Annotated in this window: 21 protein-coding genes and 2 pseudogenes; 9 read left to right on the forward strand and 14 right to left on the reverse strand. The window is 63.3% G+C overall.

What is annotated here, in order from left to right; translation table 11 throughout:
* Nucleotides 1–2: 2 nt before the first annotated feature.
* Nucleotides 3–1,313: a serine hydrolase domain-containing protein gene (locus ACSQ89_RS31615; protein ID WP_436294327.1), complete on the reverse strand. Its 1,311-nt coding sequence runs from the start codon at nt 1,311–1,313 to the stop codon at nt 3–5.
* 34 nt (nt 1,314–1,347) lie between these two features.
* On the reverse strand, nt 1,348–1,959 hold the full coding sequence (locus ACSQ89_RS31620) for a TetR/AcrR family transcriptional regulator (RefSeq protein ID WP_170855723.1): 612 nt from the start codon (nt 1,957–1,959) through the stop codon (nt 1,348–1,350).
* Between the two features lie 131 nt (nt 1,960–2,090).
* Between ACSQ89_RS31620 and ACSQ89_RS31625 the strand changes: the two are divergent.
* A pseudogene (locus ACSQ89_RS31625) lies at nt 2,091–2,315 on the forward strand (hypothetical protein); the annotation flags it as partial.
* 118 nt (nt 2,316–2,433) lie between these two features.
* On the opposite strand, the gene ACSQ89_RS31630 reads toward ACSQ89_RS31625, so the two are convergent.
* Nucleotides 2,434–2,592: a hypothetical protein gene (locus ACSQ89_RS31630; protein ID WP_436294407.1), complete on the reverse strand. Its 159-nt coding sequence runs from the start codon at nt 2,590–2,592 to the stop codon at nt 2,434–2,436.
* A gap of 179 nt (nt 2,593–2,771) precedes the next feature.
* Between ACSQ89_RS31630 and ACSQ89_RS31635 the strand changes: the two genes are divergently transcribed.
* Both ACSQ89_RS31635 and ACSQ89_RS31640 read left to right on the forward strand, forming a co-directional pair.
* Nucleotides 2,772–3,476 (forward strand): ParB/RepB/Spo0J family partition protein, encoded by a 705-nt coding sequence (locus ACSQ89_RS31635; protein ID WP_436294328.1) that lies wholly within the window; start codon nt 2,772–2,774, stop codon nt 3,474–3,476.
* 376 nt (nt 3,477–3,852) lie between these two features.
* Complete coding sequence (locus ACSQ89_RS31640) at nt 3,853–3,996, forward strand: hypothetical protein (protein WP_436296811.1); 144 nt, start codon at nt 3,853–3,855, stop codon at nt 3,994–3,996.
* A 125-nt stretch (nt 3,997–4,121) separates the two neighbouring features.
* Here ACSQ89_RS31640 and ACSQ89_RS31645 read toward each other — a convergent pair whose 3' ends face one another.
* Nucleotides 4,122–4,655 (reverse strand): H-NS family nucleoid-associated regulatory protein, encoded by a 534-nt coding sequence (locus ACSQ89_RS31645; protein ID WP_436294330.1) that lies wholly within the window; start codon nt 4,653–4,655, stop codon nt 4,122–4,124.
* Between the two features lie 128 nt (nt 4,656–4,783).
* The gene (locus tag ACSQ89_RS31650) at nt 4,784–5,866 is read right to left on the reverse strand and encodes a tyrosine-type recombinase/integrase (RefSeq protein WP_436294331.1); all 1,083 of its coding nucleotides are present in this window, start codon (nt 5,864–5,866) and stop codon (nt 4,784–4,786) included.
* A 74-nt stretch (nt 5,867–5,940) separates the two neighbouring features.
* On the opposite strand from ACSQ89_RS31650, the gene ACSQ89_RS31655 reads away from it, so the two are divergent.
* The 6 genes and pseudogenes from ACSQ89_RS31655 to ACSQ89_RS31680 form a co-directional block, all read left to right on the forward strand.
* Nucleotides 5,941–6,279: a hypothetical protein gene (locus ACSQ89_RS31655; RefSeq protein WP_436294332.1), complete on the forward strand. Its 339-nt coding sequence runs from the start codon at nt 5,941–5,943 to the stop codon at nt 6,277–6,279.
* A gap of 141 nt (nt 6,280–6,420) precedes the next feature.
* Nucleotides 6,421–6,783: a hypothetical protein gene (locus ACSQ89_RS31660; protein ID WP_436296812.1), complete on the forward strand. Its 363-nt coding sequence runs from the start codon at nt 6,421–6,423 to the stop codon at nt 6,781–6,783.
* A gap of 840 nt (nt 6,784–7,623) precedes the next feature.
* Nucleotides 7,624–8,493 carry a DMT family transporter gene (locus ACSQ89_RS31665; protein WP_436294405.1) on the forward strand — a complete coding sequence of 290 codons (870 nt, stop codon included), beginning with the start codon at nt 7,624–7,626 and terminating at the stop codon, nt 8,491–8,493.
* A 709-nt stretch (nt 8,494–9,202) separates the two neighbouring features.
* Nucleotides 9,203–11,992 (forward strand): PAS domain-containing protein, encoded by a 2,790-nt coding sequence (locus ACSQ89_RS31670; protein ID WP_436296813.1) that lies wholly within the window; start codon nt 9,203–9,205, stop codon nt 11,990–11,992.
* Complete coding sequence (locus tag ACSQ89_RS31675; RefSeq protein ID WP_436294406.1) at nt 11,989–12,732, forward strand: EAL domain-containing protein; 744 nt, start codon at nt 11,989–11,991, stop codon at nt 12,730–12,732. The genes ACSQ89_RS31670 and ACSQ89_RS31675 overlap by 4 nt, the downstream gene beginning before the upstream one ends.
* A gap of 412 nt (nt 12,733–13,144) precedes the next feature.
* Nucleotides 13,145–13,276 (forward strand): annotated as a pseudogene (locus tag ACSQ89_RS31680) (3-hydroxyacyl-ACP dehydratase FabZ); the annotation flags it as partial.
* Nucleotides 13,277–13,878: 602 nt separating this feature from the next.
* On the opposite strand, the gene ACSQ89_RS31685 reads toward ACSQ89_RS31680, so the two are convergent.
* The 9 genes from ACSQ89_RS31685 to ACSQ89_RS31725 all read right to left on the reverse strand — a co-directional run bounded on the left by ACSQ89_RS31685 (nt 13,879) and on the right by ACSQ89_RS31725 (nt 23,004).
* Entirely contained in the window at nt 13,879–14,409 is a 531-nt protein-coding gene (locus ACSQ89_RS31685) for an NADH-quinone oxidoreductase subunit B family protein (protein WP_436294335.1), read from the reverse strand.
* On the reverse strand, nt 14,409–15,962 hold the full coding sequence (locus ACSQ89_RS31690) for an NADH-quinone oxidoreductase subunit C (RefSeq protein ID WP_436294336.1): 1,554 nt from the start codon (nt 15,960–15,962) through the stop codon (nt 14,409–14,411). The genes ACSQ89_RS31685 and ACSQ89_RS31690 overlap by 1 nt, the downstream gene beginning before the upstream one ends.
* Nucleotides 15,963–15,966: 4 nt before the next feature.
* The gene (locus ACSQ89_RS31695; RefSeq protein ID WP_436296814.1) at nt 15,967–17,421 is read right to left on the reverse strand and encodes a hydrogenase 4 subunit F; all 1,455 of its coding nucleotides are present in this window, start codon (nt 17,419–17,421) and stop codon (nt 15,967–15,969) included.
* 1 nt (nt 17,422) lies between these two features.
* Nucleotides 17,423–18,085 carry a formate hydrogenlyase gene (locus tag ACSQ89_RS31700; protein WP_436294338.1) on the reverse strand — a complete coding sequence of 221 codons (663 nt, stop codon included), beginning with the start codon at nt 18,083–18,085 and terminating at the stop codon, nt 17,423–17,425.
* A 1-nt stretch (nt 18,086) separates the two neighbouring features.
* Nucleotides 18,087–19,034 carry a respiratory chain complex I subunit 1 family protein gene (locus ACSQ89_RS31705; protein WP_093110235.1) on the reverse strand — a complete coding sequence of 316 codons (948 nt, stop codon included), beginning with the start codon at nt 19,032–19,034 and terminating at the stop codon, nt 18,087–18,089.
* A gap of 7 nt (nt 19,035–19,041) precedes the next feature.
* On the reverse strand, nt 19,042–21,057 hold the full coding sequence (gene hyfB / locus ACSQ89_RS31710; protein WP_436294339.1) for a hydrogenase 4 subunit B: 2,016 nt from the start codon (nt 21,055–21,057) through the stop codon (nt 19,042–19,044).
* A gap of 8 nt (nt 21,058–21,065) precedes the next feature.
* Complete coding sequence (locus ACSQ89_RS31715; RefSeq protein ID WP_244504016.1) at nt 21,066–21,344, reverse strand: CopG family transcriptional regulator; 279 nt, start codon at nt 21,342–21,344, stop codon at nt 21,066–21,068.
* 72 nt (nt 21,345–21,416) lie between these two features.
* Entirely contained in the window at nt 21,417–22,172 is a 756-nt protein-coding gene (locus ACSQ89_RS31720; RefSeq protein WP_436294340.1) for a fused MFS/spermidine synthase, read from the reverse strand.
* A gap of 46 nt (nt 22,173–22,218) precedes the next feature.
* On the reverse strand, nt 22,219–23,004 hold the full coding sequence (locus ACSQ89_RS31725) for a hypothetical protein (RefSeq protein WP_436294341.1): 786 nt from the start codon (nt 23,002–23,004) through the stop codon (nt 22,219–22,221).
* Between the last annotated feature and the right edge of the window lie 156 nt (nt 23,005–23,160).

The raw sequence follows: 23,160 nt of genomic DNA on the forward strand, positions 1-23,160 counted from the left end.
TCTCAATGCGCGCGCAGCGCGGCAGCGATGGCGGCGAACGCCCGCCGGTCGAGGTTGTGCGTGAAGCCGGTATCGCCATTGGGGTGGGAAGAGAGCTTGACGATGACCAGCTCGGCCGCCGGGTTGATGTGCATGTGCTGCCCGTTCAATCCCTTCATCTCGAAGGTGCCGTCGCGGTCGTGGGGAATCCACCACTGGTTGTGATACGAGTAGCCGAAGCGCGTCGCCTGGCCGCTGGCCTTGAACTTCTCGATGTCGGCGCCCTTGCGGATTTCCGCGATGACGCTTTCCGCGATGACCTGCTGCCCGTTGGAACGGCCCGCCGTGCGCAGCGTCTCGCCCACCCGCCCAAGGTCTCGCAGCGTTGCGCTGAAGCCCACGCTGGTGATCTGCGTGCCGATCGGGTCGACCCAGACGTACGCGTCATCCTGGGCGCCGATGCGCGACCAGAGGCGCTCGGACAGGAGCGCGGAATAGCTCTTGCCCGTGACGCGCTGCAGGAGCCAGCCCATGACCTCGGTGTCGACGGTCTTGTATTTGAATCCCGCGCCATGCTCGCCATCCTTCTTGAGGGTCACCAGCAGGTCGGGGATGGCGCGGGGCCCGCTGTAAGCGGGAGGCGCAGGCAACAGCCCGGCGGCGTGCAGGTACTGGAAGATGCCGGAGCTCGGGTCGCGGAAGTTTTCCTGGTACGCAACGCCAGTGGTCATGTCGAGCGTCTGCTGTACGGTGGCATCCGCCCACGCGCTGTCTTTCAGCTCGGGCAGGTACTTCGTGACCAGGGCGTTGGGATCGATCACCCCCTCCTTGATCAGCATCGTTGAGAGCAAGCCGGTAAACGACTTGCTCATGGACCAGAGCGAATGCGGCTGGTGGGCGGCCATGCCGGAGTAGTGCTTCTGGTAGACGATCGCGCCCTTGTGCAGCACGAGAAGGCCATCGGTGTAGGTGCTGCGCTGCCAGTCGGCCAGGGTGGTCTTGCCGCCCTTGTCGTCCTCGAACTTCAGCGCGCCGATATCCTGTTGGGCCTCGCGCACGATGGACGGCTTCTCGTCGCCACGCCAGACCTGCACCGTCGGACCGAGTTCTCGCATGTGGTGGAACGCCCAGCGGCCATTGGGGAATTTCAGGACCGTGGACAGCCTGACGGTTTTGTCGGGCGCCGGCGGGAATCCTTTCATGAGTTCCAGCTTCACGGGATCGGTGGCCTCTGGCGGCGGAGGCTGCGGAGCCTGCGCCAGGGAGGCCGAGGCATTGAGGATGAGAGCAACCGCGACGGCAACGGCGCGATGCGGTTTCGATGGGTTCTGCATGATGGTCCTTGCGAGGTGGGATTGGGGTTGGGGTTCAGGGGATTTTTCTTGCCGCTTTGCGAGCGGGGGCGGGGCTGATGCGTTCCAGGGCGCTTGTGCCGCGGCTGCTGGCCGTCCCCTGATGGGCGCCGCGAACCAGGGCTGACATGGTCCTTTCATGGAGTTGCCGCAGTTCGGTGTCGTCGGCCACGATGCCCGAGAGCCTCAGCATCACGAGGCCGTGTGCGGACGCCCACAGCATCTGCCCCAGGGCTTGCGTTTCGCCGCGCAGGATGCCCTTGTCGATCAGTGGGGCCACGTATGCCACCATGCTGCGGCGCGCCCGCGCCAAAGCTTCTGTCAGCTCCGCATTGCCGGTCACGGCGGCTTGACTGACGTCGAACATCATTCGGTAGGCGTCCGGGTTCTCCAGGGCAAAACCCAGGTAGGCCTGGCCGACGTTGCGTGCGCTCTTGCGCGGGTCCGGGCTCGAGCGCGTCGCTTCTTCGATGACTTCGCAGAACCGGTTGAATGCAGCGGCTCGCACAGCCGCAAGGATTTCTTCCTTGTTCTTGAAGTAGCGGTAGGCGGTGGTAGGACTCCAGGCAAGCTCCGCGGCAATCTGCCGCATCGTGACGCCCTCGACGCCATGACGCGCGAACAGCACCTCGGCAACGCGGCAGACATCGGCACGGAACTGAGCTACCTCTTCGTCGGTCAGTACAGGTCGCATTTAATTTACATCGTTAAATAAACAGTGTTAAATGTACTTTGCTTGCGTTCGTTGTCAATGCTTCTTTGGGCGGATCGCTGAAAAGGCCAGTAGGGACAGGCACAACGCCCCCACGCGGCAACGGCCGGTACCGACTTCTGAAGACCGATCGCTCGAACTGGACGTCGTGTGCCGCCCGTATTGAGAAAGAGATCGAACAGCTCTCTGGTCTCGCGCAGCGTGAGGGGGTGCACACCGCCGCACTCGCAATCGATGCCCGCAATTGGCAATGGGTGAAGTTTGTAGCGTGGGGGCACGCAGTTGCGATTGACGAGGTTGTCATCGAGAAGTACGAGATCCTGCATGTGTCCACGCCCGGCGGGCCGGGGTTGGTAGGGAGCACCGCCTACGCACAGGTGTGCCGAATTTTCAGAGCACCTCTGCGGTCTTGGCAACGCGTGGCGTTTGCCGGCATGCCATCGCGCTCGTGCCCATGGCATTGGCGGCTACCGCGATCTTGTTCTTCTCACGCGGGCGCTTGTGGCAGCCGTGAGCCAAATGGATCTGGCGGCAGAATGGCGTGCTCATAGACTCGCCCTGCTTACGGCCACAAGCATCGATGATCGGGCGGGTCCAGTAGCTCGCGGAGTTGTCTCTCTAGACTCGTAGCCCTTCACGAAGGAGAGATCGAACGAGGTCGGCGAGCGCAATTCAGGGCGAGCGATCTGCTGAACAGGACCGACGCATCGATCGCCGATGGCGTGCCCATGCAGGTGGCGTTGTCGTTGATCGACTTCGATCCATCGCAGCCGCGGCGTTCGGTCGATGAAAGGACCATCGCGGAACTGGCGGAGTCGATTCAGACGCACGGGGTGCTGGAGCCCGTGTCGCTGCGCCGGCATTCGGAGGCAGCGGGACGCTACATCGTGAACCGGGGGGAACGTCGCGTTCGCGCGGCCAGGCGCGCGGGACTCGAAACTGTGCCGGCCTTCCTGGACGACCGGGTGGATCCGTTCGCCCAGGCCGCAGAAAACCTCCACCGCGAAAACATGTCGCCGTTCGACCTGGCGCTGTTCATCGCGGAGCGCGAGAGGGAGGGGTATTCGCGCGCGGAGATTGCCCGCAGGCTCAACAAGCCTCGATCATTCATCACCGAAGCCGCGGGCCTGATCGACGCGCCGGCGCAGGTGAGGTCTGCATTCGAGACAGGACGTGTGGGTGGCGATACCCGGGTGCTCTACCAGCTCGCAGCGGCGATGAAGAAACGACCGGCCCAGACCGTGGCGTTGCTGGAGGGCAGCGCAGCCATCACGCGTGGCAGCGTCGATGCGATTCTTGGTCGACCACCGCCAGCTGAGTCGGGCGCAGCAGCGACTGCGGCGCCCGCCGCGGTTCGTTGCGACTCAAGGCGCACGACAACGACCTGGCAGAGATTCGCTTCGGCGATGGCTCTCGCGACCTCATCAATTTGAAAGAGCTCCGGCTCGTCTGCTGGGCGACGGAGGAATGAACCATGGACCACTTCAATATCGGCCGATCTCGATCTGTGACCGTGCCCGCGCACCGCATTCCCATCGCGCTTCGGTTGCTGGAGATCTCGCTTTTCGTCGGTTGGCAGGTGGTGCGCCTCGCATGCTGCGCCTTGCTCGTGCTGATGGAGCCGTTTCTGCGCGCGACGTTCGTGCCGATCGCATTCCTGGGGTTCCTGGTAACCCTGGGTCTTCGGCTTCCTGATCGGCGACCCCCGATTTCCGCGCTGGGGCATGCTTGCGTTCTCGGTGGGGGCGCTGATGCTCTACTGGCTATTCCTGGGCCTGATGAGCCTCTTCATGACCTTGCCGCCCAGCCATGGCCGTCATTGACAGCCACCTGCTCGAACGCGTCGCGCGCGAGCGGCGCTTCGATCCGCGGACATTGGAGATTGCCTGGCGGCTTTTCATCGAGAAGGAACCGGTCAAGAAGTTATCGGCCGAGTACGGCGTGAGCAGATGACCGAGCTGGCAGCGGAAGCGAACAAGTAGTCGATGGATCGGCGACCGCGAGGGCATCGGTAGTCGCGAGATCGACTGTTGACGCCCCTGCGCTGCCCATGGAGTGCCAGCGTCCTGGTCGCGTGGTTAACCCCGGAGGTCTTCCAGAGTCTTTCCGGCGGCCAGTGCGGCCTTCAGCCATCCGGGCTTGGGCCCCATCCCGCTCCAGGAATTGCCGGCATCATCCTTGTAGATCTTCGACGCGGCGCGCTTCGCCTTCTTGCGGGCAGGGCGGGCAGCTGGCGCAACAGTCTCGCCGGACACGGTCTCCACGGAGACAGGCTTCGACTTCTTGCGCGATCCCACTCGGAATTCGTCGATCGACCGACCCGCCGTCAGCGCGTCACGAAGCCATTGAGGACGCGGTCCACGGCCTGACCAGACGTTGCCGTTGGCGTCACTGAACTTCGCACCGGACTTGCCCGACGCGTTCGTGGCCTTCTTCGGCTGAGCCACTGTCTTGTTCGTGCCAAGTCCCAGTTGTGCAGCCGTCAGGCCGTAGTGCGCAATCGCCACCTTGATGCGGTCGATGACACCTTTGACCTCACTGTTGCGCAGAGCTTCTGCCTGTCGTTGAAGCTGTTCGATCTGCTTCTGGATCTGTTTGTACGTTTGCGCCATGGATACTTCCATTGAATGAATAGAGGGCCGACTTTACTCGGTTGCCAATTGGAAGCTGATTAACTCCATTCGCCAGTCCACCAATGCGTCTGATTGATGGGTGCCCGTTCGACGGTGTGAATCAGATGCTAGACCACATCTTCGGGACTGCTCACGACTCTGCGGTATTTGCCCATGGCCTCTGGCTCGACACCAAGCCACCGTGCGACCTGATCGGAATCTGTCCCGCGGCGCAGCTGCCGCAATGCAAAGGTATGCCGCAACCGGAACGAGCCGCCATCGCTGGCATCCAGACCTGCTTCCTCCAAGACCTGCCTGGCGGCCTTGTACTGCGCGTCCTTGCTCCAGGGCTTGCCGCTGCGGGTCGACGGAAAAAGGAAATTGCCCAGAATGCGAGCTTCCGTGCGGACTTGGAGCCAGTGCTGCAGCAACTCGCCCGCCCAGGGGGCGATCGGCGTTTCGCGTGCAGGCGAATTGCCGTTGCCCGGCACCGCGACTTTCCATGGGCGTTCGCGCACGCGGCCACCGCGCGATGTCGGCGCATCGAGGGTCAGCGCGCGAACATCGCCCGGTGCCAGGCCCCCGCCCAATTGCAGCGCAACAGCCACTCGATTGCGCAGCTGCTGCCAGGTGAAAGCCAGATGACTGTCGCGGCGTGAGCCCGACAGACCCGGGCGAGGTCGCGCATCCGACAAGAACGTGATCAGGTGCCGCGCCTCGGCCACCGACAAAAACTCAGGCAAGGGATCGGCCTGCGCGGCTTCGGCGTAGCGGATCTCCGGGTGCGCATCGATCCAGTCGCTCGCCGCCGTGTTCACGGGCTCGCCGGTCTCAGCGGCATGGTGACGCAGCACCCGGTCGATCAGGCGCAGCAGGCGAAGCGCGTGACGCGGGGTGAGCGACAGGTCGGCGCTTTTCATGCCGAAGCGCGCCGCCTGGAACGCCTGCAGATCGCGGACATCGAGAGACGCCAGCGACACGGCCGGGGATTGCCCGAGGCACCAGGCCGTGAAGCTGCCCCACATGTCTCGGTAGACCTCGATGGACGACGCCTGGCGCAGGGATCCAACGGCGCGCTGGTCCCGCAACCATCGCTCAAACGCCAGGCGATGAACGGCGAGGGGCGACTCTTCGAAAAGGGAGAGAGAAGGCATCGAAATTACGCTAACGGCGAGGGAGTTGATTTTGCGTAGCTGGGTTGGTTTTGTCACGATGGACTGGAGTTGGGCGTGGTTGGTGGCTGCTAAGTTGGTATGCCGTTAGTGTATTAATTGCGGAGCAAGGGATGGGCCCGGCCTGGGGTTCCGGGCTCGAACTCTGGGACAAGAAGCAGGACCGCTGCGTGACCACCGTGCAGCCCGAGTTCGGCCGCACCATCGTGCTGCCGCACGGCCCCGCGAGCTACCACGGCCACACCAAGCCGCTGCAGGCGCCGGACGGACGGCCGCGCCGTTCGGTCGCCGCCTACTACTACACCAGCCCGCTCGCCGGCAAGCAGCACGGGGACGAATCGGCCTCGGTCTTCATGAAGACGCACCGCGTCGACCGCGTCAAGGCGCTGGCCCGCATGCTGACGCCGCCTGTGGTCTGGCTGCTGGCGCGAAAGGTCAGCGGGCGCGCCTGAGGAGCGGACCCGGCGCTGCCCCGCAGGACGGGGGAGATGTCAGTCTTTCGACTTCGGGACTTCCCCGAGTGTGCGACAGTCCTACGCCAGCACTGGCAACTCCCGACACCCTCGGCCGGTCGCGCTGCAGCAAGATGAATCATGAGACATCTTTGGTTAATGGCCAGGGTGATCGTGATCATCGTGCTGACACCTTTGGTCGCGATTGCGGGTTTGGCCATGGGCCAGATCTACGCCGTGCTGGCGCTGCTGTCGCTGCCGTTCCTGTTGGCGTACGAACTGATCCAGCGGAAGGCCGAAGAAGCCGCCTTGGCCGAGCGTGAACTGGATCTGCTGCAGATGACCTACCCAGACGTTCCGCGGCACATGCTGCAGCAAGCCAGGCGGGGAACTCTCATGCAGGAGGGCGGACATGAAGTAGACGCGCGGCAGTTGGAGCGCGATGCGACAGCGGAGATGCGGGCCGACACTGCAGAGCAACGCGCTCCAGACCTGTCGCGCTGATGCGCTCGCTCGCCGAAGCGTTCGACGGCCCCGTGCTCAACGCGCGCACACGCCTCAATCATCCTTGCGAGTCGCTTGGCGACCTGGCATTCAGTTTCCATCGTCGTGCTCGCATTGACGCAATGAAAGTGGCAGTAGTTTCTGCTGCGGCCAACATCCTAGATTCCTGGATCGAAGCCGCGGCGCTGCTGCCACTCGAAAGTCGTGCAGGTCTTTTCTGCCAATGGCATGCGCCTGCTGTCCCGCAGACAGTCCGGTTTGGTCATTCACGGCTACCTCCACGCGCAGTCGCACATTGTCGAATTGCTGAGCTGGTACCAGCTCGGAAATGCTGCCGCGCGCAGTTCGCTCGACGAATTCGAAGAACCCCCGCGACACCCGCTTACCATCAGCACCGGGGCCGTAGACGCGAACGCTTCCTAGGTGCGGCCCGGCGGCACATGAAAGATGGAACTTGAAGTCGCCCCCATCGTCCGAAATGGGAACCAAGTGCGATGGCAACCCGTCGAGCAGCAGGTTCCTGAGCAGCGCTCGAACGTCAGTCCAATAGGGTGGCTTACTCCCACGTCCTCACAGGTGTCCTTTTGGTGATGGTCCGCCATCGTCGCGGATCACGCAATTGACACACCCAACAAGGCCATCACCTGGCGCACGGCCAAGTCTAGGGCCGCGCGGGACAAAGCACATTAACATTGCGGGCGACCAGCGGCAGGTGTTGGTCGTTCCTGCCGCTCTCGCAAGACGGCACCCCCGGCCCGAGTGCAAGTCTGAGCAATGAGCAACAAGAGCAACAAGAGCTACAAGAGCAACAAGAGCAAAAGGATTCGCGGCACCGTCGAGATGGTTGCCGCCATGCTGATTTCGGGGACGATCGGGTGGTTCGTCGTTTTTTCCGGGCAGCCTATCATCCAACTGCTGTTTTGGCGCTGCGTCTTCGGAGCCGCGACGCTGCTGGTCGTATGCTTCCTCACAGGAGCGCTGGTCGGCAGGCTGACGCTCAAGCAGGTCGGTTGGGCGGCCCTCGGCGGCGTGGCCATCGTCCTCAACTGGCTGCTGATCTTCGGCTCGTTCTCGCGGGCATCGATCTCCGTTGCGATCGCCGTCTACAACACGCAGCCGTTCATGCTGGTCGGCCTGGGCGCGATCTTCTTCTCGGAGCGCATCACCGCCACCAAGCTGACGTGGCTTGGCATCGCATTCGCGGGCGTGCTGCTCATTGTCTATACGAGACCTTCAGCGGCGGCCTACGCAGGGCCCGCAAGCGCCTACATCGCCGGCGTTCTGATGGCGCTCGGCGCCGCATTCTTCTACGCCATCGCGGCGATCGCGACCAAGAAGCTGGGCGACACGCCACCGCACCTCATCGCGTTGATCCACGTCTGCGTCGGCACCATCATGATCGCGCCCTTCGCGGACCTCACGAATCTTCCGACCGACTATCGGGCCTGGCGCGATTTCGTGGTGATGGGCGCCGTATACACAGGTCTGGTCTTCGCGCTTCTGTACGGCGCGATCCAGAAGCTGCCGACGCACTCCGTAGGTGCACTGTCCTTCCTCTATCCCATCTTCGCCATGGTCGTGGACTTCGTCGCCTTCGACCATAGGCTCAAGCTGTTGCAGTTCGTCGGCTCGGTTGCCATCCTGATCGCCGCTGCCGGAATGACCCTCGGGTGGTCCTTGCATCGAAGGAAGACTACTTCGCAGACCTGAGCTTGGAAGGGAGCCGCCATGGGAGCGGCGGCTGGGCGCGACAGCATGACTCTCTTCGTCGCCGCTCGAGTAGTTCACGTTGATGGCCGCGATCGGAATTCTGGCGTGTCCCGGCTCGCCGGAGCCGGCGTTCCACTCGGGAAGTACAACCAGCTCCGAGTGACCCGGGAGTCTTCCGAGTCGAAGCGTGCCTTGGACACCCCTTCTAGGAACCGGTCACGCATCGCAGCGGGAAGCGGAAGTTCAGCAGTGCACGGCCGCCGCTATGACGTACATAGATCTAAATTGGGTGGTCCATCACCGCAGTCTATTCAGCCGAACAATGGGTAGGAAAGCTTCCCGCGCCATAGGCTCTGAAAAGGTGTTCCCCTCTGCTAACCGTAGGGACCAGCCTGCTCCCCTCCTTCCGGTGGATTCATGCAGCGCTTTCGATCTTGCAATGAATGCTTTAGTAAACACTGAAGGATTGGCTGGCCGAGAAGTGCAGCCGGGGGTTGAACGGCACTGACCGACAAAACGCCGCCCCTCGAAGCAATTGCGTCGTGACAACGCAACTTCATTCACGCTCGTGCGATCTCTGGTCGCTCACGCGCGCGTGCCGGGCGGGCTTTTATGAGTATGCTGGCCGAGGCGTTGACCCGATGACCAGAGCGAAGCGACGCTTCCGGGTCTGCGGCATCGAGCTGCGGCTGTTCCGACCTGAACTCACATGATGCGCCTCCCAGTCCTTCGCCTCTCTCGCCTCGGCCTGCGCGCCCGGTTGTCCCTGGGCATGGTCGCCGTTGTCCTGCTGACGACGCTGGGCGTCGCCACCGCCGCGTTGTTCGTCGTCAAGCGCCACATGCAGGAGGACATCGCCAACGAACAGTTCGATCGGATTTCGGCCATCGCCGATGCAGTGGATCAGAAGTTCTTAAGCCGGCGCACCTTGCTCAAGACCTTCGGCAACAGCGTCGAGGCACAACACATTGCCGACAGCAAGCTGCTGCAGGACTTTGTTATGCAGCACAAGTCGCTGAAGGAGGCCTTTGACAACGTCGCCTTTGTCGACAGGAACGGCGACCTTGTGGCCAACCTCAACGGCGCGGACAAAATCGGCAAGGTCAATATCAAAGACCGCGAATACTTCCTGCGGACGGTCGCTGCCAAGGCGGGCGTCATCTCGCAGCCCTACCGGAATCGACTCAACGGTCTGGCGCAGATCGCGATGACGGAGCCGGTATTGAACAGCCAGGGTGAAGTGGTCTATGTCATCTCCGGCGCCATCAGCCTCAAGGAGCAGAACTTCCTGGGTGAACTTGCCAACATCAAATTTGGCAAGAGCGGATACATGTTCATCGCCAATACGGATGGCATTGTTATCGACCACCCTCGCAAGGACCTGATTCTGCAGAGTGTGAATGCTGAGGGAGGCCGCAATCCTGCGCTGGACCGCGCCATCGCCGGATTTGAGGGTACGGCCGAAGCCATGAATCGCGTTGGCGTGTACGGGCTCTACGCATTCAAGCGCAGCAGCCAGACCAACTGGGTGCTCGGGGGCATTTATCCGCGAAGCGAGGCCTTTGCCCGCATCGAAGAGATCGAGCGGTACACCTGGGCGGGCGCGCTGCTCCTGACCGCGCTGGTCGGGGGGCTCGCCTTCGTGGTCATGCGCTCCCAGCTCATGCCCTTGTCACAGCTGCATGAACACATGCAGGTTTCGCGCGCCGTCTCGAACTACGCCCCCTTGGAGCAGGTCGGCCCCAAGGACGAGATCGGCGATCTTTCGCGCACCTTCGATTCGCTCATGCTGGAGCGCCAGATCGCCCACGAGCGGCTGCGGTCGAGCGAACGGTTCTTGCGCGATGTGACCGACAACCTGCCGGCCGTCGTCGCCTACTTCGATCGCCACCAGGTCTGCCTCTTCGGCAACAAGGCGGGACTCGCCATGCGCGGCAAGACGAAGGCCGACATCGGCACCCTGACGATGAAGGAGTCGCTGCCGGAGGCGGTCTACAAGCAACTGGAGCCGGAGATTGCCAAAGTGCTGGCGGGGACGGCGACGCGCTACGTGGGCACCTACGATCGCAATGGCAAGGAGGGTTTCTTCGAGTGCCATCTGGTGCCCGACATACGCCATGCCGGCGAGGTGTTCGGCTACTACGTGATGACCTTCGACGTCACGCGCCAGAAGGTGGCCGAACGCGAGCGGGCTGCGGGCGAGGCTCGCATTCGCACCATCACCGATAACCTCCCGGCACTGGTCTCGCACGTGGATGCATCGTTGCGCTACACCTTTGTTAACGCACATGTGCGGGCGCTGCACGACAACGCGGAGCTGGTGGGCCAGAGCATGGCCGATGTGCGTGGAATCGAAGACTTCAAGATGGTCGAGCCCTATGTGCAGCGTGTGCTCGCCGGGGAAGCGGTGACCTTCGAGATGACTGGATACCGTACGCGCGGGCTCAGTCAGAACTGGTACCAGTCTCACTACATTCCGGATCGCGATCAGGAAGGCATCGTGCGAGGCTTTTATGCGATGACCTTCGACGTGACCGAGCGCAAGCGAGCCGAGATCCGCAGTGCCGAGAGCGAGAAACGCCTGCGCGGGCTCACCGATAACGTGCCGGCGCTCCTAACCGAGCTGGATCGCGATGAGCGGGTGGTATTCTGCAACGGCAGGTACCTGACCTGGCTCGGCATCCCGCCATCTTCGATGATGAACCGGCCCATTCGGGAGGCCGTTGGTGACGCGCACTACGAGATGCGCAAGCCGCTGCTGGCGCGCGCGTTTGCCGGCGAGGAGGTCTCCTTCGAGCAGACGGCCAAGCTGCTGGTCGGCGAGCGAACTCTGCAGACGACCTACCTGCCGCAGAGAAATGCAGAGGGCGAGGTCGTCGGCCTGTACATCCTGGCGAACGACGTCAGCGACTTGAAGCAGAAGCAGATGCAGCTGGACACCCTCGCGCGTGAAGACGCGCTCACGGGCCTGCCGAACCGCCGGTCCTTCGAAGAGCACGTGCGCGAGGCATTCGCCAGATCCCGGCGGTCCCACCTTCCGGTCTGTCTCATGTTCCTGGACATCGACTACTTCAAGTCAATCAACGATTCGCTGGGCCATGCAGCGGGCGACGCGGTGCTCAAGGAATTCGGCCGTCGGCTCAAGGAGAGCGTGCGTGAGACGGACATGGCGGCGCGCTACGCCGGCGACGAATTCGTGGTCCTGCTCGAAGGTGTCACCGATGCCGACGAAGCGCGGCTGGTTGCCGGCAAGGTGATCAGTGCGATGCAGCCGGTATTCCACCTTCCGAGCCGCACCTTGCAGGTGACGACCAGCATCGGTGTCGCGATCTCGGAGGGGGATGAGGACTTTCCCGCGCTGCTGGCATGCGCCGACTCGGCGCTGTACGCGGCCAAGAAAGAGGGAAGAAACCGATTCATAATGGCCGCGTCGAGGTCCGAAACCCAGGAAGCCCGGTACGGATCCTCATTTGCGAGGCGGGAGCAGCTGGTCCAATGAAAACCGAAAACATCACCGAGGCCGCCGGTTCTCGCATCGGGCCGGACTTCACCATCGCGTTCCAGCCCATCGTGGACCTCGAGCAGCGAGACATCTTCGCGCATGATGCGCTTGTTCGAGGCATTCACGGGGAAGGGGCCTTCGAGGTGCTCGGCAAGGTGCAGGCGCGTCATCGCTTTGCTTTCCACGAGGCGTGCCGCGTGAGGTCGATCGAGATGGCATCGATGCTCGGCATGCGATCGAGGCTCAGTCTCAATGTCGTGCCCAACGACATTGCAAGGCCAGCGGAATGTTTCCATACTGCCATCCGCACGGCCGAGCGAGTGGGCTTTCCCGTCGATCGCCTGATGTTCGAGATCACGGAGGGCGAGCCGTTCAAGGACCTGCGCGAACTGGCCGCGACGTTCGAAACCTTCGAGCGCTTCGGGTTCATCTCGGCCATCGACGATTTCGGTGCGGCCTATGCAGGCTTCGAACTGCTGGCCGCTTTTCAGCCGGATATCGTCAAGATTGACATGAGCTTCATTCGGGACATCCACCTCAGCGCCGTGCGCTTCACGATCGTGAAGGGGTTCGTCGCGACGTGCGACGAACTCCAGATCAAGGTGATCGCGGAAGGGGTGGAGACCCGGCAAGAGGTCGATTCGCTCCGAAGCCTCGGCGTGAAGTTGTTCCAGGGCTACCTATTTGCACGTCCTGGCATAGCCATGCTGCCGAATGTTGCCTGGGATGCGGCCTGAGCTTAGCGCTGCGCGATGCCCGTCGGCGCCAGCAGACGGGCGCGCGCTATGGCCTGCTGTCGATTGCCCATGTCACCGGTGACTGGTGTCGACGTCGCCGTGCCGTTGGCGAGGGTCGTCACCGGAGGACCGAGATGGGCGAGGCCGTCAGGGCGCAGTCCTGGCCCACCCTCGCTGCGGGCTCAGAGGCTTCGTAGGTCTCGGACATCGGCTTCGGGCAGCGTGGTCGCACTGTCAGAGCCCAACACCACGGCCAGCAAGGCATTGCACGCCCGCTGATCGGTCCGCGGGACAGAAAGCCGGACCTATGCGCCGCCGCGGAAGCAGGACAGGCCCCACGGCGTGGCGGGATGAACGGCCGGGATCTGCCCGTGAGAAGCCGTCGATACGACGATAAGGGGCTTGCGTGAAGTTGGACATCCACGAAATTCTGAAAAGGCTTCCCCACCGCTATCCGTTCCTGTTGGTGGACCGCGTCGTGAAGCTCGAGGCGGGCAAGCGGATCGAGGCGCTGAAGAATGTCACGATCAATGAAGCGTTGTTCCAGGCCGAGAGCGAGAGACTTTTTCCACGCAAGCAACGCGCTGTCGAGAACGGCTGTTGCGGTCGCCCAGCCCAAGCCGTCGTTGACTGCCTGGCAGCGCAGTTGGTAGGTCTCGGTCGTCGTGGTATTGCCGACCCGGGCAAAGAACAGCGACCGGATTTCTGCGCGGTACTTCTCGCGTGTCGGTCGCAGCAGTCCGGTCAGCTCCATGCCCAGCGCGATCCGTTGGGGCGCGAGGATGCGCAGCCGCTCGACATCCGCCGCGGCCTTCGCAGCCGAGATCTCGAGTTCGCAGGCCGACAGCTGATCCTGCTAGGCCTTGGCACGGGGGCCTGCGCGCTCCAGCACCCAGGCGTTCATTTCCCCGTGCACAGCGCGAACGCACCGGATCACAGCGTTGTAGAGGCACCGGGCCTTGAGGATCTGCTCGGCTGCCGCAGCTTCGCAGTTCTCGTCGAGGCGAGCACTGAACTCGTAGACCACGATGTTCGCGGGCGCCGAAATCCAGGGTTTGAAGAGGAGTGGGTGGGGGGCGGGCGCAGGCGTAGCGCCGATCTCGGTGCCTTTCGCCTCAAGCAGGAACCCGTCGGCAATCTTCATGGCTAACGCGTGCCGGGCTGTGCCTTACGTTGTCGAACGGCGCTGAGGATCCCGCGCAAGATGTCGATCGGCGGTGGGGGACAGCCGGGTATCGCCACATCGACAGGAATCACGTTCGCTACCTTGCCACAGCTGGCATAGCTCTCACCGAAGATGCCGCCGGTGCAGCCGCAATCGCCAACGGCGACCACCAGCTTCGGTTCCGGCGTAGCGTCGTAGGTGCGCCGCAATGCCTCTTCCATGTTGCGCGACACCGGCCCAGTCACCAGCAGCATATCGGCGTGGCGCGGACTGGCGACGAACTTGATGCCGAGTCCCTCGATGTTGTAGTAGGGGTTGTTGAGTGCGTGGATCTCGAGTTCACAGCCGTTGCATGAGCCGGCATCGACCTCGCGGATCGTCAGCGCCTGGCCAAGGATGGCCAGTAGGTCGCGCTGAATGCGATCGACCGCGGCGTGTTCGGCATCGTCAACCTGCGGCGCCGGCTCAGTGACGATGCCGGTGCGCACGATCTGCTTGAGGATGTGCCACATCAGAGGTCGTGCCCCGAATAACTGAGGTTGAAGGACTTGTTGATCAGCGGGAAGTCCGGAACGATGTTGCCGATGATGGCGTGCTCGAGCACTGGCCAGTTCTGCCAGGACGGATCATGGCAATGGCATCGCACGATGCGACCATCGCTCCCGATCTCCAGTGCGACGAAAACCTCGCCCCGCCAGCCTTCGACCCAGCCCGCCCCCAGCGATGCCGTCGCCAGAGGCCGCAGCTCGGTGTGAGCGGCGCCGTCCGGCAAACCGGAGCAGATGGCGCGGATAAGCCGCAATGATTCGAATGCCTCTTCGAACCGCGCCGTCACGCGCGCAGCGACATCGCCGTCGCTAGAGGTGGCCATCGCAACCTTGAGCCTATCGTAGGGCGGCCATGGGAAGCTGCAGCGCAGATCGGCCGTCTGCCCGCTGGCGCGTCCCGCAAGACCTGTGAGGCCGAGTTGCGCGGCCAGCTGGGGCGTCACCCGCCCGGTGCCGACAAAGCGGTCCTGCAGGCCCGCATGTTCGTCGTACACACGTCGCAGCGCGCGCACCTCTCGCTCGATCACATCGCACTGCATGCAAAGGCGATCCCGCTTCATTGGCGTCAAATCAATCGCCACGCCGCCGGGCACGATGGCGTCCATCATCAGGCGGTGGCCGAAGATCTCCTTGGACAGGCGCAGCCAGTCTTCGCGCAGGCGCGAGAACTGCGCCAGGCCGAAGGCCAGGGCCGCATCGTTCCCAAGAGCGCCGAGGTCGCCCAGATGATTGGCCACGCGTTCGCGCTCCAGCATCAGCGCACGCAGCCAGTTGGCGCGATCCGGGACCTCGCTGCCCCAGGCTGACTCCAGCGCCATGCTGTAGGCCCAGGCGTAGGCCACCGTCGTGTCGCCCGAGATGCGTCCCGCGAGGCGGTGTCCCTCGAGCGGCATCAGTTCCGTGAACCGGCGCTCGATGCCCTTGTGCGTGTACCCGAGGTGCTGTTCGAGCCTGAGCACCTTCTCGCCCACGACGGAGAACCGAAAGTGGCCAGGCTCGATGATGCCGGCATGCACGGGCCCGACGGCGATCTCGTGCACCCCGTCGCCGTCGACGCGCACGAAGGGGTAGTCGGCAGGTAGCGCGCCGGCGGTAGCAGATGCTTCGGGCTGGGGTTTGTGCTGCAGTGGCAATGATCCGGGTGGCCACACCCCGTGGTCGAGCCAGGGGCGATCGTCACGGCTACCCTCGGCCCGGATGCCTGACAGGTCGGCCACGGCGCGTTGCATGCGCGCCGCGCACGGGAATGCGATTGCCAGATCGGGGAACTCTTGCGCTGCATCGTCCAGCTTCAGTTCGAGCCAGACTAGCCCCTCGGAAACGGCATAGGCTGCACACGCCGCCATGGCCTCGCCCGATGCGCTGCGATCGACGCCCCAGACTGAGATCAGGCGTCCACCCGTGTCCACGATGCTGCGCGCCATGGCGCTCCAGGCGTCCCGACCCACGCGCCCATGCCAAATGGGCGTCGGCGCCGACAGGCGCCGCAGATCGAGTCCGAGTTCCGGCCGTGCCATTTGCTCAGTTCCCCAGCATCGCCGCCGCCTGGACGTACCAGGCGTTGAGATAGGGTGGGATGTAGACGCCGAGCATCAGGCCAAGCGCCAGATGCACGAACACCGGAACCAGGGCCGGCGGATGCGCCAGGGGCTTGACGTTGGTCTCGCCGAAGACCATCGGCTGCACCCGGCTGAAGACGGATGCAAACGCCAGGCCCAGGGCGATCAGCAGGAACGGCGTCGCCCAGGGCTGCTCGCGCATTGCGGTCGTGACGATCAGGAACTCGCTGGCGAAGACCCCGAACGGCGGCATGCCGAGGATGGCGAGCGATCCGAGCATCAGCCCCCAGGCGACCGTCGGGCTGACCTTGATGAGCCCGCGGATGTCTTCCATGATCTGGGTGCCCGCCTTTTGCGTGGCATGGCCGACGGCAAAGAAGATCGCGGACTTGATCAGCGAATGCACCGTCATGTGCAGCAGCCCGGCGTAGTTGGCGATCGGGCCGCCCACGCCGAAAGCGAAGGTCATCATCCCCATGTGCTCGATCGACGAGTAGGCGAACATGCGCTTCACATCCTTCTGCCGGATCAGGAAGAACACTGCCGCCACCACCGACAGCAGGCCGAAGCCCATCATCAACCGGCCGGCCAGAGGATAGTGCAGCGCACCATCGGTCAGCACCTTGCAGCGCAGGATTGCGTAGAGTGCGACGTTCAGCAGCAGGCCCGACAGCACGGCCGACACCGGCGTCGGACCCTCGGCATGCGCGTCCGGCAGCCAGTTGTGGACCGGCACCAGCCCGACCTTGGTACCGTAGCCGATGAACAGGAACGCGAACGCCAGCGTGATGATGTTCGGGTCGAGCTGGTCCTTCACTGCATCGAGGTTGGTCCAGAGCAAGGCGCCGCCCTCGGGGCCGATCACCTTTTCGGCCGCCATGTAGAGCAACACCGTTCCGAACAACGCCTGGGCGATGCCCACGCCGCACAGGATGAAGTATTTCCATGCGGCCTCGAGACTGGCCGCGGTGCGATAGACGCTGACCAGCAGCACGGTGGTCAGCGTGGCGGCTTCCATCGCGACCCAGATGATGCCCATGTTGTTGGTCGTCAGTGCCAGCAGCATCGTGAAGCTGAACAGCTGGTACATGCTGTGGTACAGGCGCAGGCGCGGCGGCGTCATCTTGCCGTGGTCGCGCTCCACGCGCATGTAGGGGCGCGAGAAGATGGAAGTGGTCAGGCCGACGAATGCGGTCAGCGTGACGAGAAAGACGTTCAGCGGGTCGATGTAGAACTCGCGGTCCCACACCAGCATCGGCCCGCTCTTGACGATCTGCGCCGTGAGCACGCAGGCGGCGACGAAGGTGCCCAGGCTGAAGGCGACGTTGACGTCGCGCGCGTTGTCGCGATGGCCGACCAGCGCCAGCACCAGTCCGCCGGCCAGCGGAGTTGCGAGGAGGAAGGCCAATGCGAGCAACTCAGTCGTCCTTCAGCTTTTCGAGGTGGCGGATGTCCAGGCTGTCGAATTGCTCGCGAATCTGGAACATGAATACGCCCAGGATCAGCACGCCGATCAGCACGTCCAGCGCGATGCCGAACTCGACCACCATCGGCATGCCGTAGGTGGCCGATGTGGCGGCAAAGAACAGGCCGTTCTCCATCGCGAGGAAGCCGATCACCTGCGGAACCGCCTTCGCACGCGTGATCATCATCAGAAACGACAGCAGCACGCAGGCCAGCGCGATGCCCAGTGTGCCGCTGGCCAGCGCCGACGACAGCTGGGAGATCGGTATCGCCAGATTGAACGCGAAGATCACGACCCCGATGCCGATCAGCATCGTCGTCGGGATATTGATCAGCGTCTCGACGTCCCAGCGGATGTTGAGACGGTCGATGACCCGGTGCAGCAGGTACGGGATCAACAGCACCTTGAGCACCAAGGTCAGCCCGGCCGACAGGTACAGGTGGTGCTGGTCGGTCGCATAGCCGACCACGGCGGTCGCGAGCGCCAGCGCAGCACCCTGCATCGTGAACAGGTGAATCAGGGTGAGGATGCGCCGCTGCGAGATCATCGCGAATGCGAGCATCAGCAGCACCGCACCGAGCAGGTTGACGAGTTGGGTCAGGATGCTGCTGCTCATGTCACTGGTTGAGCAGCAGGTGCACCAGCATGCCGATCACCGCAAGCAGAAAGGCGGTGGCCAGGAACTCGGGCACGCGGAAGATGCGCATCTTGGCGCTTGCCGTCTCCAGCGCGGCAAGCAGAAAGCCGCCCACGGCGAGTTTGATCACCAACACGGGCAGCGCCAGCAACATCTCCAGCGGCGCCTGGGCCTCGGCAACGCCCCAAGGGAAGAATAGGGCCAGGCCGATGCACGAATAGGCGAACAGCTTCAGGCTGGCCGCCCATTCGATCAGCGCCAGGTGGCGGCCCGAGTACTCGAGGATGAGCGCCTCGTGGATCATCGTCAGCTCAAGGTGCGTGGCCGGGTTGTCGACCGGGACGCGCGCGTTCTCGGCCAGCGACACCATCGTGAATGCAACCCCGGCAAAGGCCATACCGGGATAGATCGCCAGTTCGCGGTGCGCCAGCGTCTCGACTATCGTGGTGAGCGAGGTCGACTGGGAAATCAGCGAAGCCGAGAACAGCACCATCAACAGGGCAGGTTCGGCAAGAAAACCAACCAGCATCTCGCGCCGCGCACCCATGGTGCCGAACGCGGTGCCGATGTCCATGGCGGCCAACGAGATGAACACTCGCGCCAGGGCGAACAGGCCGACGAGTGCGATCGCATCAGCCGCTGGCGCCAGCGGTAGATCGGTCGACAGCGTGGGGATGATGGCGCAAGCCAGCACCATGCATCCGAACATCACATAGGGCGCGACGCGAAACAGTCGCGATGCATGGTCGGCGACCATCGACTCCTTGTTGAACAGCTTATGCAGCATCCGGTAGGGCTGCCAGAGGCTGGGCGCGGACTTGTTCTGGAGCCACGCGCGCCACAGGTTGACCCAGCCGGTGAGCAGGGGCGCCAGCCCGATCGCGATGACGATCTCCAGCAACTGCGACATGAAGCCGGCGAAGCTCATGGCGACCTCATCGCATCACCACGAGCAACGTGGCCACCAGCGTCAGGAAGCTGTACAGCAGGTAGACCGAGATCCGCCCTTGCTGCATCAGGCCGATCAGCCGCGCGAGGTACGCCGCCAGGTCGGCGATGGGCACATAGAGCCAGCGCCAGAAGTGATCCTCCACCGTCACGCGGTAGCGCGGTTTCGCGTCGAAGGGCGTGGGCAGATCACGTCGCATCAGGAAGAAGGGTTCGAAGATCTGGCGGATCGGCTGGCCGAATCCTTCGGCGGTGTCCTGCATGCGTGCTGTGCCCCACGGGAAGCCGCAGGCCCAGGGCAGGCCGCGACGCACGCGGCCGTGGTAGAGCTTCCGCACGAGCAGGAAGGCGAACGCAAAGCTCCCCAGGATGCCGAGCAGGAAGATCACGGGGCCGTAGCTGGCCTGCGCGAGACTGTTCGGCGCCAACAGCCAGCCATTGGCTGCCACCTTGGCGCCGAGACCCGACTCGACAAGCTGCTGCGTCACAGGGTCCATCAGCTGAATGAATTGTGTCGGCAGCAGTCCGAGCGCGATGCAGCCGAGCGCCAGCCATACCATACCCATGCGCTCCCAGCGGCCGGCATCGTGGGCGTGGGTGAGCTTGTCCTCGCGCGGCTGCCCGAGGAAGATCACGCCGAAGAACTTGACCATTGTGTAGCCGGCCAGCGCTGCGACCAGAGCGATGAGTGCAGCGACCACCGGGATGAGCATGGTCAGCAACGGCACCGGCAGCCCCGGCGTGAAGAGGAAGCTCTGGAGCAGCAGCCATTCCGATACGAAGCCCCCCAGCGGCGGCAGACCCGCGCTGGTCAGCACACCCAACAGCGTGAGCCAGGCGACCCAGGGCATGGTCCGGATCAGGCCCCCCAGCTTGCCGAGGCTTCTCTCGGAAGTGGCATGAAGCACGCTGCCGGTGCCGAGGAAGAGCAGGCTCTTGAAAAAGGCGTGGCTCGCGACGTGATAGAGGGTCGCGGTCAACGCGAGTGCGGCCATCGGCTTCATGTTGTAGGCCGAGAAAATCAAGGTCAGGCCCATGCCGACGAACAGCAGGCCCATGTTCTCGATCGACGAATAGGCCAGCAGCCGCTTCATGTCGGTCTGCACCGCCGCGAAGATCACGCCGAACAGGGCCGTCGCCAAACCGAGCGCCAGCAGCAGCCCGCCCCACCACCACAGGTGCGTGTGCAGCAAGTCTAAAGACACGCGCAACAGGCCGTAGATGGCCGTGTTGAGCATGACGCCACTCATCATGGCCGAGACGGGGGAGGGTGCGGCGGGGTGAGCTTCGGGCAGCCACACATGCAGGGGCAGGATGCCGGCCTTGGCGCCGAACCCCAACACGGCGAGCAGGAAGCCGGCCGAGGCCCAGAACGGCGACAGTGCCTGGGCGCGCATGTTGGCGAAGGTGTAGTCGCCCGTGTTGGCCTGCAGCACACCGAAGCACAGCAGGACAGCGATCGCGCCGATTCTCGCCATCGTGATGTAGAGATAGCCGGCGCTGCGCACTTCAGCCATGCGGTGGTTCGCGGTCACCAGGAAGAACGACGACAGCGCCATCGTCTCCCACATCACCATGAACGAATACGCGTCGTCGGCGAGGACCACCCCCACCATGCTGACCAGAAAAACGTGGTACTCCAGGCACAGCAGGCCGGGCGGCGTGCCTTCGCCCTTGCGGAAGTATCCGGCCGCAAATGTGGAGATGCCGGCTGATGCTCCACCGATCACCATCAGGAAGTAGGCCGACAGACTGTCCAGGCGGAGATGGAACGGCAATGCCGGCAACCCGATGGGCAGCACGGCGACCTCGGGGGCGCCAAGCAGGGCATCGATGGCAAGCCCGAAGAGCACCAAGCCAAACAGCGCCCCGACGGGGAAGAGCACCTGGGACACCAGGCTGAAGCGATGCAGGGCGAAGATCCCGGCGGCCCCCACGAGCAACCAGGCCATCGTCACAACGAGTATCCAATCGAGATGGAGCCATTGCGCGACGGGGGGCATGCTGCTCCTCAGGCCCTGGGGCGCACGGCTCGACGCCTCACGGCCGAAAGAGCGGCGCCCAGCGAATCCGACCTCGGCCGCAGCGCCGGTATGTCGAATCGGGCGGCGAACTCTCTCGCGCTCACGCCGCGCGCCATGTACTGGACACCGTGCTGTGTGAAGTAGTCACGGGCCAGCTGTCGCACCACCTGCGACGCCGTCCGATCCTGCAGCGCACAAAGTCGCTCGAAGGCTTCCTTCTCATGAGGATCAATGAGCAGAGTCAGGCGTGCAGTTTTGAGCTCCATGGATCCTCAGCATGACAATGCAACAGGTACCCGTGACACATAGTATATGAACGCCATGCGATTCAAGAAGCCCTAGCTTCGCTGATCTTTCAGCACCGATGCGATTAACGCAAACCCTGCGAGCAACTGGCTGGCGGCGCCTGGGTCGAGGTCTGGCGGCCTGCGAATCGCTCCCAACCGATACGTCTCCAGGGCAGTGCCGTTGCAGGCAAACACGATGCTGTGGCTCTCCTCGCCGTCATCGACCACCAGGACCGAGCCATTGAAGCTGCGACGGATGCGAGCCAGGTGCTCGTCGGTTTCAGGGTCGCCGTACTGCAAATTGACCACCATGATTCCGTTGGGCTGGAGCGTCTCGCGGCAGTCGTCGTAGAAGCTTTGAGAAGACAACTGGGCAGGCAGTCCCTCAAGGTCATAGCCGTCGACGATCAACACGTCGAAACGGGCTGGACTACGGCGTACAAATTCCGCCCCATCGGCTTGGAAAACGATGAACCGCGCGTCATCGCGCGGGATGTGGAACTCCTCGCGCAACGCGATCACCATCGGATTGATCTCGGCGATCTGGATTCGGGCGCGGCTCAAATAGCGGTAGCAGAATTTGGCCAGCGACCCGCCGCCCAAGCCGACCATCCCAATGCTGCGCGGTTCCGGCTTGAAAAGCAGGAAGCCCATCATCGTGCGCGTGTATTCGAGAGCCAGCGCATTGGGATCATTGGTCCGCATGTAGCTTTGAACGTCACTGATACAGAAGTGGAGGGCCTTGGAGCTGACGGTCTCGTAGATGAAGGGTTTGACGTGCTGCGCAGATGCGGAACTATCGGACATGAGCAAGGTCGATTTTCTGTTTCTTGATTGAGGGGCTACTTGGGTTTCAGCGCTTGGCCATGTGTACCAGCGAGGCGCGAATGTGCTCAGTGTCCATGTTGGTGATCACCACGCGCGGAGTGAGGAACGTCGGCTGGTTGATTTGGAGATTGGGCACTACGAGCAGGCATTGGGTCCGAGCATTGTTCGGGGCAGTCATCCTGTGGTGTGCCAGCACCCCTTGATGTACGACGTCCGTCGAGGTGATGTTCGCGAGCAAGGTGACAACCACCGCTCGATCCAGCCCCAGGTCCAGCGTTGCGACGTCGTCCCCCTTTTGAGAGGTCGATTCGATTTGTCCTGCCACCAAATCAGGGTCGTTCTTCAGGATCTGCCTGATCATTTCCAGCAGGCAATCGCGCATGATCGTCTCGGGGAAGGCGCCAGCGGTCTCGGTCGCCCGAATCAGGCCTGCCAGCCCTAACAGGCTGGCGTCGCCTCCGTCGTACCGCACGCATCGCAATCGCCACTCGGGGTGTTGCTGACATGCGGTATCAACCTCGTGCGGATCGGCAGCGGCGTAGCACGCTGCATCCAGCCAGGTCATGACTTCTTCGAAGGCATCGATCGACGCCAAGGCATCGGGAAACTGCCGTGAATAGGACTTCGGATCCCGAACACCGTTGCGCGCGCGCATGAGCGGCGCCGCGAGGCGTACACGGTCACCCTCGCGCCAGAGTGCTGCACAAACTCGTGGTTTCCCGCTGGGTGGCAGGAATTGCACCAGCATCAGGTTGTGGTTGAGCTGTGATCCGCAGGCCGCCGCGGGCTTGTTGAAATGCTGTTGGGGCATGGCGTCGCCTCAGGCCCCTCGAACGACGTTGATCAACCGTCGTCTCGGTGAACACCGCCGGCCAACTCGAACTGCGATCGCCGTCGCTGCCGGAACGATAGCAAGAGTCGGGCGAATGAACCCCACGTAATCGAGCCTCCGCACTGCAAGTGTGGC

It is taken from the genome of Variovorax sp. LjRoot175 (assembly GCF_964253805.1).
GTDB lineage: Bacteria > Pseudomonadota > Gammaproteobacteria > Burkholderiales > Burkholderiaceae_C > Variovorax.

Bases quoted from the DNA above. Each gene is read 5' to 3' on its own strand.
- ACSQ89_RS31675 (WP_436294406.1), top strand. From the start codon at position 11,989: ATGAAAACCGAAAACATCACCGAGGCCGCCGGTTCTCGCATCGGGCCG.
- ACSQ89_RS31645 (WP_436294330.1), bottom strand. From the start codon at position 4,655: ATGGCGCAAACGTACAAACAGATCCAGAAGCAGATCGAACAGCTTCAA.
- ACSQ89_RS31635 (WP_436294328.1), top strand. From the start codon at position 2,772: ATGCAGGTGGCGTTGTCGTTGATCGACTTCGATCCATCGCAGCCGCGG.
- ACSQ89_RS31715 (WP_244504016.1), bottom strand. From the start codon at position 21,344: ATGGAGCTCAAAACTGCACGCCTGACTCTGCTCATTGATCCTCATGAG.
- ACSQ89_RS31615 (WP_436294327.1), bottom strand. From the start codon at position 1,313: ATGCAGAACCCATCGAAACCGCATCGCGCCGTTGCCGTCGCGGTTGCT.
- ACSQ89_RS31690 (WP_436294336.1), bottom strand. From the start codon at position 15,962: ATGGCACGGCCGGAACTCGGACTCGATCTGCGGCGCCTGTCGGCGCCG.
- ACSQ89_RS31700 (WP_436294338.1), bottom strand. From the start codon at position 18,085: ATGAGCAGCAGCATCCTGACCCAACTCGTCAACCTGCTCGGTGCGGTG.
- ACSQ89_RS31660 (WP_436296812.1), top strand. From the start codon at position 6,421: ATGAGACATCTTTGGTTAATGGCCAGGGTGATCGTGATCATCGTGCTG.
- ACSQ89_RS31725 (WP_436294341.1), bottom strand. From the start codon at position 23,004: ATGCCCCAACAGCATTTCAACAAGCCCGCGGCGGCCTGCGGATCACAG.
- ACSQ89_RS31670 (WP_436296813.1), top strand. From the start codon at position 9,203: ATGATGCGCCTCCCAGTCCTTCGCCTCTCTCGCCTCGGCCTGCGCGCC.
- ACSQ89_RS31720 (WP_436294340.1), bottom strand. From the start codon at position 22,172: ATGTCCGATAGTTCCGCATCTGCGCAGCACGTCAAACCCTTCATCTAC.
- ACSQ89_RS31630 (WP_436294407.1), bottom strand. From the start codon at position 2,592: ATGAGCACGCCATTCTGCCGCCAGATCCATTTGGCTCACGGCTGCCAC.
- ACSQ89_RS31705 (WP_093110235.1), bottom strand. From the start codon at position 19,034: ATGAGCTTCGCCGGCTTCATGTCGCAGTTGCTGGAGATCGTCATCGCG.
- ACSQ89_RS31685 (WP_436294335.1), bottom strand. From the start codon at position 14,409: ATGTGGCACATCCTCAAGCAGATCGTGCGCACCGGCATCGTCACTGAG.
- hyfB (WP_436294339.1), bottom strand. From the start codon at position 21,057: ATGCCCCCCGTCGCGCAATGGCTCCATCTCGATTGGATACTCGTTGTG.
- ACSQ89_RS31640 (WP_436296811.1), top strand. From the start codon at position 3,853: ATGGCCGTCATTGACAGCCACCTGCTCGAACGCGTCGCGCGCGAGCGG.
- ACSQ89_RS31665 (WP_436294405.1), top strand. From the start codon at position 7,624: ATGGTTGCCGCCATGCTGATTTCGGGGACGATCGGGTGGTTCGTCGTT.
- ACSQ89_RS31655 (WP_436294332.1), top strand. From the start codon at position 5,941: ATGGGCCCGGCCTGGGGTTCCGGGCTCGAACTCTGGGACAAGAAGCAG.